Genomic DNA, 17,752 nt, shown 5'->3' with positions numbered 1-17,752 from the left:
CAAGCGACCTGTCCGCGGCCGGGAGTTCTTCCTCTTGTTTGATTTACTCACACGCATCGGACTAGGCATGGCTTGTGAAAGGCAACCACAAAACGCAGTACCGGCCCTGACTGCCATAAATCCGACGTCAAAACCCATGGAGACAAAGGCGCCGGAGTGCGGGACGTGCCCGAGGGCCCCATCTCCTAGCTTCTTTGGGCCTCCGGCCGGAGATCTCCGGCCTGTAGCGGCGCGCCGACGGTGGGGGTGGCTGGTGTTGGTTCCGGTGGCGGTGGGACGTAGGTGGCGAGCTCTGCTGGAACAGCGGGCCTGTCGCCCGGCCAAGGGCCGTAACGGGCTGCGAGATCTTTGGGCGACAGTGAAAGCGTCCGTCCGGTGTACTCCGGCCATCCCAGGGCAAGCGCCGCTGGCTGGAGGTCTACGCTTTTCTTTCCCGCCATAAACGCGATCGAGACCGTGGTGGTGGGTTTTTCAACCGGAACCGACCAGGCTAGGGCAAGGGCGTAGTCCACCAGTTTGGGCACCAGCTCCACGGGATACCCTTTCACCAGTTGGAGACCGGCGGTTAATTCAATCTGGTTCGGGAGGCCAACGGGTCCGCTGGTCAGGTAGGACTCGTTTACGCCGGGAATTTCAGCGAGGACCTTCATTGCATCGGAGTATTTCCATTGTGGATCAGCCGGTGGTGCGTCGGAGCGCCACAGGCTGCTGCACCCGGTGAGGGCCAGCAGGACAGCCAGCGCGGTGACTACCGCAAGGACCGCGGTACGGCCTGGCCTCGGGACCGTGGTCATGCGTTGGATAGCGCGGTACCGAGCGGCCTGTTGGCCCGCCAGTAATTGAGGCTCATGATAATGCCGGCCAGGAGGAGCGCCAGTCCGGTCAGTGCGGCGACCATGACGAACTGCTGACCGTCAAATTCCAGGCCGATCCAGCACACCCCGATCAGCGCCCCGCCGAATCCGGCGAGCCAGAGGTCAAAACGCCAGGTAAAGCACACCCAGCGCCAGAACGCACCCTTCCCTTCATCTACCGGTGTATCAGGGTGCTGTCGGAGCCACGCGAGAAAGTACGCCTTCTTGATGAGGGAGGTGACAACCACCGCGAACAGGCCACTGGCGACAGCCCCGTAGAAGCCGAGGGCGAGCCACACGGCGGTTGAGTTCTCCTCGCGCAGACCGGCAGGCCACCCGCCACCGGCCATGCTGCGCAGTGGAACAAGGATCAGCAGTACCCAGGCGGCTAGTGGAACGAGGCTCCAGAGACCGTGCGCCCAGAGTGCGAGCGGCCGGTAGGTAGCGAGGACGGACCCGCCACGTAGGCCGCTGGTGGGGATTCCGTGCATCGTGCCGCGCCGGCGCAGATATCCGGGGATTAGGAAACACGTGGCCGTTACCAGCAGAATGCCGGGCCCGGCGGTGAGGGCCGAGAGCCCCGACAGCTTGCGCTCCACTAACCCGAACTCCGCCCGATAGGTCACCGTGCGGTTGGCGATACGAGCGAGCGACTCTGTCTGCAGCGTCGCGGTGCCGGCGATGATGACCGCGAGCAGGGCCATCCCGCACAAGGCCAGGACTGAACCGATGCCCAGGAGCACGAGGCCCCGCGACGACCGTACCCGCGGTGTTGCGTCAGACGCAGCGGGAGCCGGGATTGCAGGGGGGATGGGTGAAGAAGCGGCGTTCACGCTGCACACTCTCTCTCAGTTCGCATACACGGACCGCAAAGGCAGATTCATCTGCGGAAGTGCAGCTAAGCCTACGGGGGCCACCGCAACTGCGAGGACTCGGACTTTGGGGCCGGGCTTCCCGTCCCCGATCCAGGACCCGCGCGGTTTGAGTCGCCGCAGACGTCGGTTCTGCCAACGACGTCGAAGATTCCGTGCAGACGGCCGGCCGTTTTGCGGGGGAGTGGCGGAAATTCAGGGGCTGGAACCCGGTCCGGTTTCCACCCGGGGCCCAGTGGAGTGCAGCGCAGTGGAGTGCAGTGCAGGGGGGGCTGAATGCTTCGTCCAGCTGAACACGATGTATTGCCTTGCGAGCTACGTATAGGGCGGGACTTCTATGGTGCAGCATCCACCCCGTTCTGATGGGTCGATTCAGCGATTCGCTTGATCGCGGCAAGGGTCTTAGGGATGCCGTCCAGGGCTTGCCGGGTTCGGTCACTGATTTGCTCGCCTGCTGATTCGCCAAACTTTTCTTCGAACATGCTTATTCCGTCCGGAAGGAATTCCCAGGACTCGCTGAGGACTGTTCCCGCGTCCGAGGCCGTGAAGGTAAATCCCCAGCGGACAAGACTGCCACCAACCACCCAGGCAAACTCGCGACCGGGATCAGCCGCGACCACCAGTGACCTCGTCTCCCACGACCGGTGGGGGAGTTCGTTGCGCCCAGTGAACCATGCGCCCGCCTGGCTGGCAGTGGCCTCATCGTCCCACCAGCACGAGGTGCAGACCGGGCTCCATTCGCCGGTCCGGCCGATATCGGAGACCAGTGCATAGAGCATCTCCGGTGATGCATGGACCGTGACGGATTCGTTGTGATGACGCACTTTTGTCTGGCTCATCCATGTATCCTCGCAGACTGGTAGCTTCTTTGCGGACAACCGGGCACCGGTTCAATGCCGCCCAGAGACCTCCAAGGATCCGGGACTATCATGGCCCGGTGCCACCACTAGATGTTGTTCTGACAGCGTGGCGGATTGACTGGGCAGCCCTGGCCCTGATTCTCTCCGCCGCCCTCCTCTATAGCCTCGGCCTGAAGTCAGCCAAAGCACAGGGTCATCACTGGCCCCGGCACAGGAGCGTCGCTTTCTATCTCCTCGGCCTGGGGTCGTTCGCGGCGCTGACATGTGGCTTCCCCGGCGTATACAGTGCGGATCTTCGCTGGGCTTTCACGCTCAAGGTTTCCCTGCTGTTTTTCATTGTTCCGCTGCTGGTGGGCCTCGGTAGGCCCGTATCGCTCGCTCGGGCGGCGTTGTCGGCGTCCCAAGTGACGTGGCTCGATGCTGTCCTGTCACATCGGCTGGTCCGCTTTGTCACAAACTCCCTGGCTGCACCGCTCGTGGGACTGGCGCTCTTTTCCCTCTTTCTGACGCCAGCGTTCCATACCCTTCGCGCCAATCCAGTGGCGGAGGCCATTCTGACGGTCCTGGTGCCGCTTCTGGGATTGCTGATGGCGCTTCCCGTCATCGAAGAGGGAAACTTTCACCGTTCCAGCGCCTTCATCACCTTGGAACTCATCTTCGTCTTCATGGAACTATTGATTGATGCAATTCCTGGAATCCTTCTGCGCCTCAATGGACAGGTGCTGGACAACGTCATGGCAGTCCAGTCGGGTGCCACGTGGTACCCCAACGCGCTGAGGGACCAACAGCTCGCTGGGGATCTTCTCTGGTTCATCTGCGAAATAGTGGACCTGCCGTTGATCATCCTCATGTTTATGCGGCTTGCGAGGAGTGACAGGCGTGAAGCCAAGGGTTTTGACGATCTGAGCGATGAACAGCTCGACGAATTGAACGCACACCACCTGCGCCGCGTCCGCTAGGCCCAAGCGGTTGCTTGGCGGTCATGGTGCATCGGCGGTGTCCGTGTGCCTGCCCCTATGACGTGCTCTCCACGACGCTCCACAGTTGATGGACCACTCCGGTCAGCGCTTCGGTCACGCTGGACGTGCTGTGGGTGACCGTGGGGGGTACGTACGGTGAGCCCCGCTAATTTCGGTACTCCAAGTTAAATAATTTAGGTGTACCGAAACTAGCGTAATCTGATCCTATGAATCACAGCTGGATTACGTCCCTATGAGTACTGTGAGCACTTCGAGGAAGGTCAGCGGGCATGACTGGCGCACACGGCTCTTGCTCCTGGGGCCTGCGTTTGTGGCAGCCATTGCCTATGTGGACCCGGGCAACGTTGCTGCAAACCTCACGGCAGGTGCACGTTTCGGATACCTCTTGGTCTGGGTATTGGTCCTCGCCAACCTGATGGCCGTCCTGGTGCAATACCAGTCTGCGAAGCTGGGCCTGGCGACAGGGAAGAGTCTGCCTGAAATTTTGGGTGAGCGGCTCAGGGACCGGCCCCGCAGGCTGTTTTGGCTTCAGGCAGAGACGGTTGCAGGCGCAACTGACATGGCCGAGGTCATTGGCGGCGCCGTGGCACTCTATCTGCTGTTTGGCGTTCCGCTGCTTTTGGGCGGAGTGATCATCGGTGTGGCATCGATGCTCCTTCTTGTTCTGCAATCTTCCCGTGGTCAGCGGTCGTTCGAAACGGCCATCATGATCCTCCTGGCCGTCATAGCAGTCGGCTTTGTCGCTGGCCTTTTTGTCAGCCCGCCCGACGCCGGTGGTGTTGTTTCGGGATTGATTCCGCGGTTCCAGGGGTCTGAGACAGTCCTCCTGGCCGCGGGCATGCTTGGAGCCACAGTGATGCCGCACGCTATCTATCTGCATTCAGCGCTGGCACGGGATCGGCACGGCTTCTCGGCTGACGCAGCTGTTCGCCGCGGACTCATCAGGGCAACCCGGTATGACGTTGTTGGAGCCCTGCTCATTGCGGGAATAGTCAATATCTCCATGCTGCTCCTGGCGGCTTCGAGCCTTCAGGGTGTCGCTGGAACGGACACCATAGAAGGTGCGCATGCTGCAATCAGCACTGCTCTGGGTCCGGTGGTCGGCGTCGTTTTCGCGGTTGGCCTGCTTGCCTCAGGCCTGGCCTCAACGTCAGTGGGCTCGTATGCGGGCGCAGCAATCATGGGCGGCCTCCTGAAAGTGAAGATTCCGTTGCTGGCCAGGCGCGTCATTACGCTCGTTCCTGCCCTGGTGGTCCTGGGGCTTGGCGTGGAACCTACGCTTGCGCTTGTGCTGAGCCAGGTCTTGTTGAGCTTTGGTATTCCGTTCGCCCTGATACCCCTCATCCGCCTTACCGGTGCGAGGGAGGTGATGGGCAGCCACGTTGACTCGATGCCGATCAGGATCGCGGGGTGGAGCAGCGCCGTGCTGATTGTCGGACTTAATGGTGTCCTGATCTGGCTTACCTTCACTGGTCAGGGGTAGCTGGGCAACCCGCCGTAGTGTGCTGCCAGGCGCGCCAGGCCCTCATCCAGGGATACCGCAGGTTCCCAGTCCAGGAGCTCGCGGGTTTCCCGCTGGTCGAACCAATGGGAGGTTGAGAGCTGCTCTGCAAGGAACCGGGTCATGGGTGGCTCATCCTTCTGCCCAGCGACGATCCAGATCCTCTCCACGAGCGTTCCGGCCGCTCGGGCAACACTGCCCGGCACTGACCACCTCGGCCCCGCCACACCGCCCGCTGCGCACATACCGGACAGCAGTTCGCCCACCGGCCTTGGCTCGCCATTGCTGACGACGAGTGCCCTGCCGTGAATGTGCTCCATGCGGTGCAGTGCGGCTGCAATGGCCGAGGCCGCGTTATCAATATAGGTGGTATCGATCAGAGCCGCTCCTGCGTCAAGCAAGGGCAGGCGGCCGCGTGCAGCGCGGTCCAGCACACGCTCCACCAGCTGTGTGTCACCCGGTCCCCAGACAATGTGCGGGCGCACGGCAGCGACCCGGAACTCCTTTGCGTCCGCAGCCAGGGCCAGTAGCTCTGCGGCGGCCTTGGTCCGGGAGTAGGAACCGTGTGCCCGGTCCGGATCAGCCTTCTCTGCACCAGCTCCAGCGATGGCTTCCCCGGTGTTTGCAACCGAGGGCGAAGAGACAAAGACCAGGTCCCGGACGCCGGCTTCACGGGAGGCCCGGAGCAGGTGCCGGGTGCCTTCTACATTCACTTGGGTAAACTCCGCGGCTGGGCCAGTGAAGGAGACCTTTGCCGCCAGGTGAATCACACCTTCGACGCCGTCAACAGCACGCCTAACGGCCAGGTGATCGGTGATTGACCCGCAGAGATCCTGTGCGCCGTCCACATGCGCTGGCCGACGCTGGAACGTGGTGACCTCATGGCCCTGACTGACCAGCACGCGGGCCACTTCCCGTCCCAGCATTCCGCTGGCACCCGTGACAAGGATTTTCATGGCCTGCCCGGCCTGCCGCCGGCGACGACTGACGCCGCCCACCGCGAGAGGCGTGTCCGATCGATCTTCGCATTGTGTCGGATATCGGTAGGTTGGGCGCCGACGACCAACACGGCTGAAACCTCTGTCCCTACGTCCTTTGCTGCCCTGCGAACACGCGCCGCCAGTTCCGGTGCGGCGAGGCCAGGACGGCGGACAGGTGGAATCGTCTCGACGACGGCGATCACCGCCTGCGTGCCAACCGGCCCTACCCCCACAATGGCTGCCAGTCCGACGTCGTGCAGCCGTTCGATGGCCTGCTCGGTGCCGACAGGGGTCAGGGCGGCACCCGGGGGACTCACCACGTGCCCGAGGCGGCCTTCCACCCACAACCGTCCGGTGGCGTCAAGGTGTCCAACATCACCGGTGCGGTGCCATCCCGAAGTGCGGATACTGTCCCGCTGGGTCAGCCACAGCCTGTCGTATGTTTCTTTCACGTGCGGGCCGCTCACCAGGATTTCCCCCGTCACGCCTGGCTCCGTACCGGGAGTGTTCGCCGGGGCTGTGCCGTCCGGGGCGATCGGGATGATGGCAACACGGGTGCCATGCACGGGACGTCCAACGCACACGCCGTTGCCGGCACCCAGAACGGTCCCCGCCATTGCGTCTGCTGCTGCGGAAAGGATCTCGGTGAGGCTGATGTCCGTTACCGGCAATGCTTCGGTCATCCCATAGGGGGTGTGGAGGGATGCCGAGGGTACCAGTCGCTGGACCTCGGTGAGCAGCGACTCGGGGACAGGAGCGCCTGCGGAGAGGAGCAGGTGGACGTGCCTGAGCGCCTGGGATCCGGCTGAGGTCAGGTGCTCCCGGGTGGCGACTACATTGCGCAGCGCCGCGGGGGACGCGAACACCACTGTCGCCTCGATTGCCGCAGCCGCGTCCGCGAGAGCCTGGGCTGACAGCGTCCGGGGAGCTGTCACGTCCATGGCAGGGGTCACTGATACGGCACCAAGCGCCGGACCAAGGAGGGCAAACGGGGCGAAGCCTGCAACCAGGCGGGCTCCGGGACTGATCTGCAGCGTCTGGGCCACCGTGTCCCGCATGGCGCCGAGGCGCCGATGGGTGTAAAGCACACCCTTCGCTGGGCCCGTTGATCCCGACGTGAAGAGCACTGCAGCGGGTGCGTCAGGGTCTGGCGTGGGCAACAGGGCCGTTCTGGCACGGTGTTTCCCGCGCTCGGACAGGGCAGCGAGTGACGTCTCCACGGACAAAGCCCGACGCTGCACCGAGGGCAGGTCCGCGACACTGATCCGTCGTCCTGGCCACCCAAGTGCGGCGGCAGCTGCCAGCGCCTTCGTGATACCAATCAGGAAATCGGGAGTTGCGCCTTTGACGGCCCGGCTGAGGCCGCGCGTGCCAAGGCCAGCGTCGGCGACAACCACCACGGCCCCGAGGCGCAGGCATGCGTAGAGGACCACTGTGAGGTCCACTCCTGGTGGCACCATCAGGCTCACCCTGCTGAGCGGCCCTACGCCGGCCTGGTGCAGTCCGGCGGTGAGGTCTGCGACGCGATCCTCGAGCTCACGCCAGGTCAGTGAGCTGGCGATGGATCCATCAGCAGACATTTCCGCGACGGCTGTCTCAGCGCCGTGGACGCCTGCTGCGCGTGCGGTCATTGCCATCCAGAACGGCTGAGTGGCGGGATCGGCTGCCGCCGTGGAATCGTTGTCTGCCGTTGATGAAGAGCCGGCGAAGCTGGGTTCTGTGGATGGTGCGGTATCTGCAGCATGGTCCGCGAGCCACTCGAAGACGGGGGTAGCGATGTCCCGGTCCTCGGCGACAAGGTGACCCGCGCCTTCAAAGCGGTGAACCTCCGCATGCGGAAGCCGATCGATGAGGTCCTTGAGGTACCTATCGGAGAAAATGGGGTCCCGGGGTCCCCACAGCAGCAGTGCCGGAACCTTCAGGTGGCGGAGTCCGTCGGAGACACCCGTGAGCGCGGGGAAGCTGGGATGCGAGGGGTCGGCGGGAATGTCAGCCACAAAATTCCCGACGCCGGCACGCCGGTCCGGACCCCTGTACGGAGCCATGAACGCTGCGCGAGTTTCTGGAGACAGCGGCGGGTGCGCCAGGGCGTGGGTCACCCGCAGGAAGGCGTCCGACGTCGTTGTTCCCCAGCGGTGAACCGCGGGGTGGAGCGCAAGGCGGAGAGCTGGCGGGATGCGTGATTCAACCGGTTGGTGGACGGCTGTGTTGGTGAGAACCACACCTGCCAGCTGCTTCGGATGCGCCAGGGCCCAGCCAAGGCTGATCGCCCCTCCCCAGTCATGGCCGACGGTGACGACCCGGTTACCGAGGTCCAGTGCAGCGCTGAGATCACCCAGATCGTTGATCCGGTCCGCCAGGCGACGGAATGTTCCCGAACGCTCAGAGAAGCCCATGTCCAACTGATCTACCGCAACAACCCGCCACGGGTGGACTGGATCGGATCCAGCGGCCAGCAGGGTCCGCCACAGGTAGGACCATGTGGGGTTTCCGTGGACACACAGCAGGGTACCCCTCGGAGTCAGTCCACGTTCAGCCAACTGGTCGCCGTTATCCAGCAGATGCCATCTGCGCTCAGTTCCAGCCGGGTCCGCTTCGGACGTGGAAACCACATCGATTTCGCGGGACCATGCAGGGTCGACGCCGGGCCAGGGGCCAGCTACCATGCGATTTCCACCATGGCAGTGTTCAGGCCGGAACCAACCCCCATGCACAGGACGCGGTCACCTGAGCTCAGTGTCTGGGCTTCAGCTGCGAGGGTCATGGGAAGGGAAGCGGGACCCACGTTGCCCCACTCCGTGAACGTGATGGGGACTTTTGCCGGATCAAGGTCCACTGCGTCAATGATGGCCTGGGTATACACGTTGCTCACCTGGTGCGTGACATACCTGTCCATGGACGCCCAGTCCCACTCGGGTTGCGCCTCGCGCCAGGCATCGACCACAAGCTGCAGTCCACCATCGAGCAGTCCCTTGGTGTCGGTGGACATGCCGTCAATGCCGCCCACACAGAGGTCATGGTGCTCAGTCCCTGCACGCATGACGCCGCCAATGATCCGGTGGGCGCCGGGGTGTTCGTCTGCCGGACCAAGGACTGCTGCAGCCGCCCCTGAACCGAGGGTAAGCGTGGCAAACTCACTGGTGAAGTCTGCGCGGGTCGTCTCTGGCCGAAGCAGGCGGGCTATGGTTGCCTCCTGGGTCGCTTCGGCGTCCTCACCGTTAACGATCACCGCATACTTGATCTGGCCCGCATCGATCATGTTTGCTGCCAGCGTCAGACCATTGACAAATCCAAGGCAGGCATTGGCAACATCAAAATTCATGGCTGAGGACGGCATGCCCAGGCCATGGTGGATTTTCACGGCGACAGAGGGTTCCAGGCTGCGGCGGGTCACGGAGGTGTTGATCAGGAGGCCCACCTCGGACGCTGCGATGCCCGACTCGGCAAGTGCCTTGGCGCCCGCTTCAATGGCGGCATCGTCGAACGATGTCCCAGGAGCCCACCAGCGCCGGTGCGTGATACCCGTGACGCGTTCCAGGAGGTTAGGAGGGAACCTGAGCCGTTTCATGGTCGGGGCGAGCCGGCGGTCAAAGTCAGCTGAGCTGACTATCTGCGGAGCTTCGACGCTGCTTACCGAAAGCAACGCGGTGTTGCTGTGCCGGAATGTTGCATTCCCTATCAAATCAAGCCTCTGTTCGTGTCCGTCCTGTGCCCGGGAGGTTGCTCACCCCATAGAAGCAAAAGCCCAAGAGCTTAACTATGCCCGGTGCAGGCTGGTTCCTGCATATTTCGCCTGCGTCGTCAGCGGCATGGTCCGCTCAGTCGGGCGGAAATGTCGGAGCTCGACAAATAATTCTACGTACGCTTAGCTGTTTCTGACCATTCGGCCACGGCCACCGTGGCCTGCATTCCTTGTCAGCGCAGCTGGACAAGGAATCCGTGACCCAGCAGCAGAGAGCCGTCCAGGAGCCACCAATGCCCCCGAATGGACTGATGACCACGTTCCCTGCAGCTTTTAATCTACAGCGGCTGGAAGCCGGTCTTGCGTTTGCCGCGGCCCGTAGCGACCTTGAAGCGGTTTTGCTCGACGGCGGGCCGGGCGCTGCAGTGGTGGTGCAGGCTCCACCGGGTACCGGCAAAACCACGCTGGTCCCTCCTGCTGTGGCGAACATCATCACCAATGAGGCAGCCTACGGACGCCGTGGAACGATTTCCAAAGTTGTGGTGATGCAACCACGCCGTGTGGCAGCGCGCTCCGCGGCCCGGCGGCTCGCGGATCTTGATGGCAGTCCACTTGGCCACCGAGTGGGTTTCACCATCCGGGGAGAACAGAGAGCCGGTGCTGACACCCTGGTGGAATTTGTGACGCCGGGGATACTTATCCGACGCCTTCTGGCTGATCCGGGACTGCCGGGCATAGGAGCCGTTGTCCTTGATGAGGTGCACGAGCGCGGACTGGAGTCTGGGCTCCTGTTTGGAATGCTCGGTGAGGTGCGTGAACTGCGCGGGGACCTTCGGTTCATTGCCATGTCAGCCACTCTGGAGGCGGCCGGTTTTGCGGCGCTGCTGGGGGTGGAAGACGGAGCGTCAGCACCAGTGGTTGACTGCCCCGCGCCTCAGTTCCCGCTGGCGGTCGAATGGAATCCGCCGTCGCAGACCCGCATTGATGAGCGCGGCATCACCAAGTCTTTCCTGGACCATATCGCGAACACCGCGGTCGCTGGCTTGAATGACCTGCTGGCCGCAGAGCCCGACGCCGACTGCCTCGTCTTTGTCCCGGGAGCGGGTGAGGTGGCTGCGGTGGCGCAACGGATCCGCAGCCGCTGTGGCACTGGCCTTGATGTGCTGGAGCTCCACGGCCAGGTCCCGGCTGCACTGCAGGACGCAGCCGTTTCAGCGCGGGCCCCGGGCGGACTCCCTCGCGTTATTGTCTCCACTGCGCTCGCCGAATCCTCCCTTACCGTGCCGGGGGTGCGCCTGGTGATCGACTCTGGACTCTCCCGTGAACCACGTCGGGACGCGGGCCGGGGGATGACGGGCCTGGTAACAATGACGAGTTCGAAGGCTTCAGCACACCAGCGGGCAGGCCGTGCTGCCCGCCAAGGCCCAGGGCGGGTGATCCGTTGCTACAGCCAGCAGACGTTTGCTGCGGCTCCTGCGTACCGAACTCCAGAGGCGGCTGTTGCCGACCTCACCTCAGCGGCACTTGTGCTTGCATGTTGGGGCGCCCCCGCCGGCGTCGGCCTTCGCATGCCGGATCCCTTCCCAGTACCGGCCATGGAGGCGGGCATGACTGTTCTTCGCGGCCTGGGTGCACTCGGCTCTGATGGGCGGGTGACGTCCCTTGGTCAAAAGCTGGCTGCTGTACCCGCCGACCCTCGCTGGGGCAGGGCCCTGGTGGAGGGTTCGCTGCTGGCTGGACCAACCGTTGCTGCTGACGTTGTTGCCGCAGTCACCCAGGACACCAGGCCAGCTGGCGCAGACCTTCCTGCCGCGCTGGGCATGCTTCGTTCCGGGAAAGATCCTGCGGGCAAGCGCTGGCGGGATGAGAGCCGGAGGTTTCAAGCCTTGATCCCACGGGTACGCGGATCATCGGGGGACCCAGAGGGAGAATCGGCCGGACCTCGGGGCGAATCTGTTGGGACGCGGGCCAGCGCCGGGCATGGTCCGGGAACAGTGGTGGCCCTGGCCTTCCCGGAACGCGTGGCACGCCGCATACCTGGAACGGAACAGTACCTGTTGGCCTCTGGAACCCGTGCCGGACTCCCCGTCGGGAGTGGGCTTGCCGGCAATGAGTGGCTTGCCATTGCGGAGCTTTCCCTGTCGCAGGCACGGGATGCCGCGGGAACAGGCGCCATTATCCGATCTGCCGCTGCTCTCTCGGAAGCCGACGCCCTGACCGCAGCAGCAGGTCTGGTCACCGAGCGTGTGGAGACTGTCTTCGCGAATGGAAAAATCACTGCCCGTCGGATGCGGTCCCTGGGTGCACTGGTCCTCTCGACCACCACCGTGCAGGCAACGCGCACTCAGGCTAGGAACGCTGTCGGGCAGAGCCTGCAGGTGCACGGCCTTGATGCTGTTGGCTGGTCTGAGTCCGCGCAGTTGCTGCGTGATCGGCTGGCGTTCCTGCATCGCGTGGTGGGGGAACCCTGGCCAGATGTCTCTGACGGGGCATTGCTGGCTGAGGTGGACCTCTGGCTTGGACCTGAACTGGACCGGCTGGCGGAGGGTGTTCCGGCGGCGAAGATCACGTTGGTCGAACCACTGCGGCGGTTGGTGCCCTGGCAGGTGGCACAGAAGCTTGATGTGCTGGCACCCGAACGCCTGCACGTTCCCAGTGGGTCCTCCGTCCGGCTGGACTACTCGTTGACGGGCGACGGCGGCGCCCCGGTTGCTGCCGTGAAATTGCAGGAGTGTTTTGGACTTGCCGAGTCGCCCCGGTTGGCCGACGGGCGGGTATCGGTCCTCTTCCACCTGTTGTCTCCTGCGGGCCGGCCGCTCGCTGTTACGGGAGACCTCACGTCCTTCTGGTCTGGTCCGTATGCGCAGGTCAGGGCTGAGATGCGGGGACGCTATCCGCGGCATCCCTGGCCAGAGGATCCGTGGACAGCGCAGGCCACCGCGCGAACCAAGCGGCGGGGCGGGTAGCGTCCGTCTCCCCAGCCAATGAGCGCCAGCTGGTGTCCTGCGGAGCCAAACGAACAGATGGCGCCCTGTCGTCGGGCAGGGCGCCAGCAGGTGACCCACACCAGGTGCTATTCGGCTCGCACTCAGGAAACCTTGAGAGAATAGTGCATGCCCGCACCGCTACCTCTGTTAGGACACCATGCTCGCAGCCCTGCCCACAGCTTCTGACCCCTCAGCCGCCGGCGGACTGTCCGACTGGATTGTCAGCGTCATGGAGGCCATCGGCGCTCCGGGGGCAGGACTGATCGTTGCCCTGGAGAACCTGTTCCCACCGATTCCCAGTGAAGTGGTCCTCCCGTTGGCTGGTTTCACCGCCAGCAGGGGTGAATTTACCCTGCTGGGCGCCATCTTTTGGACAACACTTGGATCTGTGGTTGGCGCGTGGATCCTGTATCTCCTGGGCGCCTGGCTGGGTCTGGAACGCACCAGGGCCCTTGTGCGCAAAGTGCCGTTCATGTCAGGAGACGACGTGGACAAGGTCCACGTCTGGTTCGACAAACACGGGTACAAAGCGGTGTTTTTGGGCCGGATGATTCCGCTGTTTCGCAGCCTTGTATCCATCCCGGCAGGTATCAATAGGATGCCCATGCTGCCTTTTCTGGGGTTGACCCTGGCTGGGAGCCTGGTCTGGAACAGCGTGCTTATTCTCGCGGGATACTTCCTGGGCGCGAACTGGCACATCGTGGAGCAGTACACAGGCGTCTTCCAAGGTGTGGTGATTGCAGCCTGTCTTCTTCTTGCCTTCGTCTTCATTGCACGCAAGGTGCGGAATTCGCGCCGTTCCGTGTCTTCCTGAGGCGAAGTCGGGCCACCTGTCCAACGAGCTACCCACCACGGCTACTGACAGATCCTGCTCCTACTCGAATCGGGAAGGATCTCCCATCCCGCGACGAACCACCTCTGCAACGCCCGAGGAAAAGTCGATGACGGTGGTGGGCTCTGGGCCGCAGTCACCGGCATCGATCACCGCGTCCACCATGTGGTCAAGCCGTTCCTTGATTTCCCAGCCCTGGGTGAGGGGCTCCTCCTCGTCCGGCAGGAGCAATGTGCTGGAGAGCAGCGGCTCGCCAAGTTCGGCAAGAAGGGCCTGCACCACGCGGTGATCGGGGATCCGCACGCCCACTGTCTTCTTCTTGGGGTGCAGAAGCCGCCGGGGAACTTCCTTGGTGGCGGGCAGGATGAACGTGTAACTGCCAGGGGTGACTGACTTGATGCTCCGGAAAACGTCGTTGCCAATGTTGACGAACTGTCCAAGCTGGGCGAAGTCACGGCATACCAGGGTGAAGTGGTGCTTGTCATTGAGTTGCCGGATGGTGCGGATCCGATCAAGCGCATCCTTGTTTCCGAGTTGGGCGCCCAACGCATAGCAGGAGTCCGTAGGGTATGCGATCAAGCCGCCATCCCTAATCATGGATACCGCCTGGGCAATCGAACGGGCCTGGGGGTCCTCAGGGTGAACATCAAAGTAGCGAGCCATGCCCTGATCCTACGCGCGCCAGGCTGTGACCATCCATCCTGAACCTTGTCGGTACGTATGCCGGGATGCGACGATAACAGCGTGGAGCCACTGTTGAATTTCCTGGGACATTACTGGTGGCTGGTCTTTGTGTTCAGCGGTATGGCTGGTGGTTGGGCCACCTCATGGCGCAAGTCCACAGAACGCCGCCACCAGCGCCGCCTTGAAATCCTGGCAGCCAAAAACCAGAGCTTCGAACGGCTGCAGCACGCCGAAGCTGACCTGGACGGAATCAAGAAGACGCACGACGGCGTCGAACGTCGCTGGCTCGACTACGAACTGGATGTGGGGAAGATGATCGACTTTCCCATGATGTCTGATGTTCGTGAGCCCCTCACGGTCGCGTTCCTGCGAGCCAAACGCGAAGCGGAGGGTCTCCGCCCACCGCCCGGAGGTGATCCACTTCCCGTAGCCCGATGTGAGGCCTACCGGGCTGCAGTCAATAGCTTCGACGTCGCTTTCGGGATCGCCGAACGCGAGGCTCGACGCATCAAGGATGGCCGGTTCACCGGTCCTGAACGTGACAGGCTCGCCACCGCCAGGAAATTGCTGCGACTCGCCGAAGACACTGCAGCAACCCCAGCGGAACGGCAGTCCGCGTATCGCAGGGTGCGCCGCGAACTGGATGGCCTTATTGATCTACCCGATGCCGCAGTTGCCGCACTGGAAACCCGGATGGCCCCAATGCTGGATTCAGGCCACCAGGAGAGTCCCAAGCCCTAGCGTGGTGTTTTGCCCTGCAGGCCCTGGCGCGTACGATCTATAAGGTTTCAGGCCTGTTCTGTGAATACCGCAACCCGTTCCCGGCAAACATTTGGTGAACTAGGCTGTGACGGGCAGGCAGGGGAGTGGAACTGCTGAACTGACGTTTTCTGCAGATTGGGCAACAGGTGGACATCACCTTCATGGTGGCGCTGGTTATAGCGCTTGCACTCTTTTTCGACTTCACTAATGGGTTCCATGACACGGCAAATGCGATGGCAACGCCCATCGCCACCGGAGCGATCAAGCCCAAGACCGCTGTTGCCCTGGCCGCGATCCTCAACCTGGTGGGGGCCTTTCTTTCCACGGAGGTTGCAAAAACTGTCTCCGGGGGAATTATCCGTGAAGGAACCGACGGAGTTCAGATCACGCCGGAGATCATTTTCGCCGGACTGATGGGCGCTGTCCTCTGGAACATGATCACCTGGCTCAAGGGCCTCCCGTCGAGTTCCTCCCATGCGCTGTTCGGCGGGCTGATCGGTGCAGCGATTGCGGGCATTGGCTTCAGTGCCGTGAATTTCGAGACGCTGATGCAAAAGGTCATCCTGCCAGCCGTTTTTGCGCCCCTCATTGCAGGCCTGGTTGCCTATTTGTGTACCAGGCTTGCCTATTCCCTGACCTCACGCCATGACCCCGAGACGGGTGACAAGCTCACCCAGAAGCGCGGCGGTTTCCGCACGGGCCAGATCTTCACCTCCAGCCTCGTTGCGCTGGCACACGGGACCAACGATGCGCAGAAGACCATGGGAATCATCACCCTGGTTTTGATTGCCGCCGGGACGCAGGAAGCCGGTACCGGGCCACAGTTCTGGGTCATCTCGGCCTGCGCCCTCGCCATCGCGATCGGCACATACTCCGGTGGCTGGAGGATTATTCGCACCATGGGTTCCGGCCTTACGGAGGTCAAGCCAGCGCAGGGATTTGCCGCGGAAACAAGCACAGCGTCAGCGATCCTCGCGTCGTCGCACCTAGGTTTTGCACTGTCCACCACCCAGGTCGCTTCCGGCTCGGTCATTGGTTCCGGCCTGGGCCGCAAGGGGACGTCTGTACGCTGGGGAACTGCTGGCCGGATCGCTATCGGCTGGCTCTTTACCCTGCCAGCGGCTGGCATTGTCGGAGCACTCACGGCTGTGCTGGTCGGTACGGGGACTGTAGGCGTTGTGATCGCCGCAGTCGCTGGATTTGCGGCTGTAACCTACATGCTCCTGCATTCGCGGAAGTCGTCAGTTGGAAGCCACAACGCTGTCGAGGTTGAGTCGGCCGGGCAGGCGGTCCGCTTTCGGAAGAAGAAGTCGATGAAGAGCAAGGGCACCAAGGCAAAGGGAACGCAGTCATGAAATGGTTGGAATTGGTGACGGTCGCCGGAGCCACCCTTGTCTCGGCACTGGTGGTTGTGACTCTCTACTCCTTGGGGGTAAGGCTGACAGCCATTGCCGGGGATACCACAGCGGCCAGGCCACGCTCGGTGAAATATTTGGCTTTCGCCTGTTTCGGGCTGTGCGGCCTGGCGGTCCTGTTCGGCCTATACCTGATCATCCCGTATTTCGGAGCCTGACGGGCCCGGAACAGGAAGCAGTGAAGCCCATGGGCCATGGCGCCGTGGGGGCTGTCAAAGCGGTTCCCGGTCCGTCGGCGCTAGGCTTGTCACATGACGGAGTTCCACTATTTTGTTGCGGCCTCGATTGACGGATTCATAGCCACTGATGACCACGGCCTCTCCTGGTTGCTGGCCTTCGACGGCTTCGCTGGCAGCGAGGAGTCCTATGCCGACTTCATTGCGGATATTGGCTGCGTGGTCATGGGAGCCCAGACCTACAGGTGGCTCCGCGAGAACAACTCAGCGGCCTGGCCTTACCCCGATGTGCCGAGTTACGTGTTCACCCACCAGGAACTGTCAGTACCGGCGGGCGCCGATGTCAGGTTTATCAGGGGTCCGGTCAGCGAGTTCACCGAAGATTTTGCTGCCGTGGCGCAAGGGAAGAATGTCTGGGTGCTCGGCGGCGGAGACCTTGCGGCCCAGTTTGTCGCTGCTGGCAGCTTGCATGAGCTGGTGCTGTCGGTGATTCCCGTGGTGCTGGGATCGGGACGTCGGTTGCTACCGCTCACGGCACCGTCGGGCGACTTAACGCTGTCGCGTTCCAGGGTGCTGGGCCGTGGCGTGGTGGAGAACCGGTACCGCTTCCATGAAGCGACGTGAACCCAGGTACCGCATTGCAGTCCCAGCCCGGGGCATTTGCGCCCGCCCACTGTCCTGAATGGCTGTCCTGAACGGCTACTTCTGGTGGTTGTCCCGCAGCATGTTGGTGATCTTTGCGGTCGAGAGTCGCCGGCCCTGATCATCTGTCATAACGATCTCGTGGGTCGTCAACGTGCGGCCCAGGTGGATGGGTGTGCAGGTTCCAGTGACACTTCCGGAGGCAATGGAACGGTGGTGGGTAGCGCCTACCTCGATACCGAGAGCATGTCGCTCAGTGCCAGCATGCAGGGCAGCAGCCACGGAACCCAAGGTCTCGGCGAGGACCACGTGGGCCCCGCCATGCAGGATCCCCGCGAGCTGGGTGTTTCCCTCTACCGGCATGGTCGCGACGATGCGCTCCGCAGAGAGCTCCACAAACCGGATTCCCATTTTCACGACGAGTGCGCCAACACCGCGCTCACCAAGCCAGCCAAAGAGGTGCGGAGGGACCCCCGCTGCGGTGAGTTCGTCGGCATAGGGTACCTGGGTGAAATTGTCGTCCAT

General features: G+C 62.9%; 16 protein-coding genes. 8 read left to right on the top strand and 8 right to left on the bottom strand.

Going from position 1 to position 17,752, the window contains the following annotated elements:
- Positions 1-185: 185 nt before the first annotated feature.
- The 3 genes from QMG79_RS06885 to QMG79_RS06875 all read right to left on the bottom strand — a co-directional run bounded on the left by QMG79_RS06885 (position 186) and on the right by QMG79_RS06875 (position 2,565).
- Positions 186-794: a hypothetical protein gene (locus QMG79_RS06885; RefSeq protein WP_283537825.1), complete on the bottom strand. Its 609-nt coding sequence runs from the start codon at positions 792-794 to the stop codon at positions 186-188.
- Entirely contained in the window at positions 791-1,687 is an 897-nt protein-coding gene (locus tag QMG79_RS06880) for a hypothetical protein (RefSeq protein ID WP_283537824.1), read from the bottom strand. The genes QMG79_RS06885 and QMG79_RS06880 overlap by 4 nt, the downstream gene beginning before the upstream one ends.
- Before the next feature lie 374 nt (positions 1,688-2,061).
- On the bottom strand, positions 2,062-2,565 hold the full coding sequence (locus tag QMG79_RS06875) for an SRPBCC family protein (RefSeq protein ID WP_283537823.1): 504 nt from the start codon (positions 2,563-2,565) through the stop codon (positions 2,062-2,064).
- Between the two features lie 98 nt (positions 2,566-2,663).
- Here QMG79_RS06875 and QMG79_RS06870 point away from each other — a divergent pair, with 98 nt between their 5' ends.
- Together QMG79_RS06870 and QMG79_RS06865 are read left to right on the top strand one after the other, a co-directional pair.
- Positions 2,664-3,545 carry a cytochrome c oxidase assembly protein gene (locus QMG79_RS06870; protein WP_283537822.1) on the top strand — a complete coding sequence of 294 codons (882 nt, stop codon included), beginning with the start codon at positions 2,664-2,666 and terminating at the stop codon, positions 3,543-3,545.
- Between the two features lie 253 nt (positions 3,546-3,798).
- Complete coding sequence (locus QMG79_RS06865; RefSeq protein ID WP_283537821.1) at positions 3,799-5,049, top strand: Nramp family divalent metal transporter; 1,251 nt, start codon at positions 3,799-3,801, stop codon at positions 5,047-5,049.
- Here the strand turns inward: QMG79_RS06865 and QMG79_RS06860 are convergent.
- Genes QMG79_RS06860 through QMG79_RS06850 form a run of 3 tightly spaced genes read right to left on the bottom strand, consistent with a single transcriptional unit; the run spans position 5,040 to position 9,729 of the window.
- On the bottom strand, positions 5,040-6,023 hold the full coding sequence (locus QMG79_RS06860) for an NAD-dependent epimerase/dehydratase family protein (protein WP_283537820.1): 984 nt from the start codon (positions 6,021-6,023) through the stop codon (positions 5,040-5,042). The two genes, QMG79_RS06865 and QMG79_RS06860, sit on opposite strands and share 10 nt — an antisense overlap.
- Positions 6,020-8,713 carry an alpha/beta fold hydrolase gene (locus QMG79_RS06855; RefSeq protein WP_283537819.1) on the bottom strand — a complete coding sequence of 898 codons (2,694 nt, stop codon included), beginning with the start codon at positions 8,711-8,713 and terminating at the stop codon, positions 6,020-6,022. The genes QMG79_RS06860 and QMG79_RS06855 overlap by 4 nt, the downstream gene beginning before the upstream one ends.
- Entirely contained in the window at positions 8,707-9,729 is a 1,023-nt protein-coding gene (locus QMG79_RS06850) for a 3-oxoacyl-ACP synthase III (protein ID WP_283537818.1), read from the bottom strand. The genes QMG79_RS06855 and QMG79_RS06850 overlap by 7 nt, the downstream gene beginning before the upstream one ends.
- Positions 9,730-10,022: 293 nt before the next feature.
- Between QMG79_RS06850 and hrpB the strand changes: the two genes are divergently transcribed.
- Together hrpB and QMG79_RS06840 are read left to right on the top strand one after the other, a co-directional pair.
- On the top strand, positions 10,023-12,695 hold the full coding sequence (gene hrpB / locus QMG79_RS06845; protein ID WP_283537817.1) for an ATP-dependent helicase HrpB: 2,673 nt from the start codon (positions 10,023-10,025) through the stop codon (positions 12,693-12,695).
- Between the two features lie 178 nt (positions 12,696-12,873).
- The gene (locus QMG79_RS06840; RefSeq protein WP_283537816.1) at positions 12,874-13,530 is read left to right on the top strand and encodes a DedA family protein; all 657 of its coding nucleotides are present in this window, start codon (positions 12,874-12,876) and stop codon (positions 13,528-13,530) included.
- Positions 13,531-13,590: 60 nt separating this feature from the next.
- Here the strand turns inward: QMG79_RS06840 and QMG79_RS06835 are convergent, their stop codons facing one another.
- Complete coding sequence (locus tag QMG79_RS06835) at positions 13,591-14,211, bottom strand: L-threonylcarbamoyladenylate synthase (RefSeq protein WP_283537815.1); 621 nt, start codon at positions 14,209-14,211, stop codon at positions 13,591-13,593.
- Positions 14,212-14,292: 81 nt separating this feature from the next.
- Between QMG79_RS06835 and QMG79_RS06830 the strand changes: the two genes are divergently transcribed.
- The 4 genes from QMG79_RS06830 to QMG79_RS06815 all read left to right on the top strand — a co-directional run bounded on the left by QMG79_RS06830 (position 14,293) and on the right by QMG79_RS06815 (position 17,209).
- On the top strand, positions 14,293-14,973 hold the full coding sequence (locus tag QMG79_RS06830; RefSeq protein WP_283537814.1) for a hypothetical protein: 681 nt from the start codon (positions 14,293-14,295) through the stop codon (positions 14,971-14,973).
- A gap of 167 nt (positions 14,974-15,140) precedes the next feature.
- Entirely contained in the window at positions 15,141-16,349 is a 1,209-nt protein-coding gene (locus QMG79_RS06825) for an inorganic phosphate transporter (RefSeq protein WP_283537813.1), read from the top strand.
- Positions 16,346-16,567: a hypothetical protein gene (locus QMG79_RS06820; protein WP_283537812.1), complete on the top strand. Its 222-nt coding sequence runs from the start codon at positions 16,346-16,348 to the stop codon at positions 16,565-16,567. Before QMG79_RS06825 ends, QMG79_RS06820 begins: the two co-directional genes overlap by 4 nt.
- A 93-nt stretch (positions 16,568-16,660) precedes the next feature.
- Positions 16,661-17,209, top strand: a complete 549-nt coding sequence (locus QMG79_RS06815) for a dihydrofolate reductase family protein (protein ID WP_283537811.1) — start codon at positions 16,661-16,663, stop codon at positions 17,207-17,209.
- A gap of 75 nt (positions 17,210-17,284) precedes the next feature.
- On the opposite strand, the gene QMG79_RS06810 is transcribed toward QMG79_RS06815, so the two are convergent.
- Positions 17,285-17,752, bottom strand: a complete 468-nt coding sequence (locus tag QMG79_RS06810) for a hotdog fold thioesterase (RefSeq protein WP_283537810.1) — start codon at positions 17,750-17,752, stop codon at positions 17,285-17,287.

Origin of the sequence: Pseudarthrobacter sp. PS3-L1, assembly GCF_030063285.1 — a bacterium.
Taxonomy (GTDB): Bacteria; Actinomycetota; Actinomycetes; order Actinomycetales; family Micrococcaceae; genus Arthrobacter.
The sequence above is the reverse complement of the archived record's forward strand: the minus strand, read 5'-3'. Positions and strand labels throughout refer to the sequence as shown.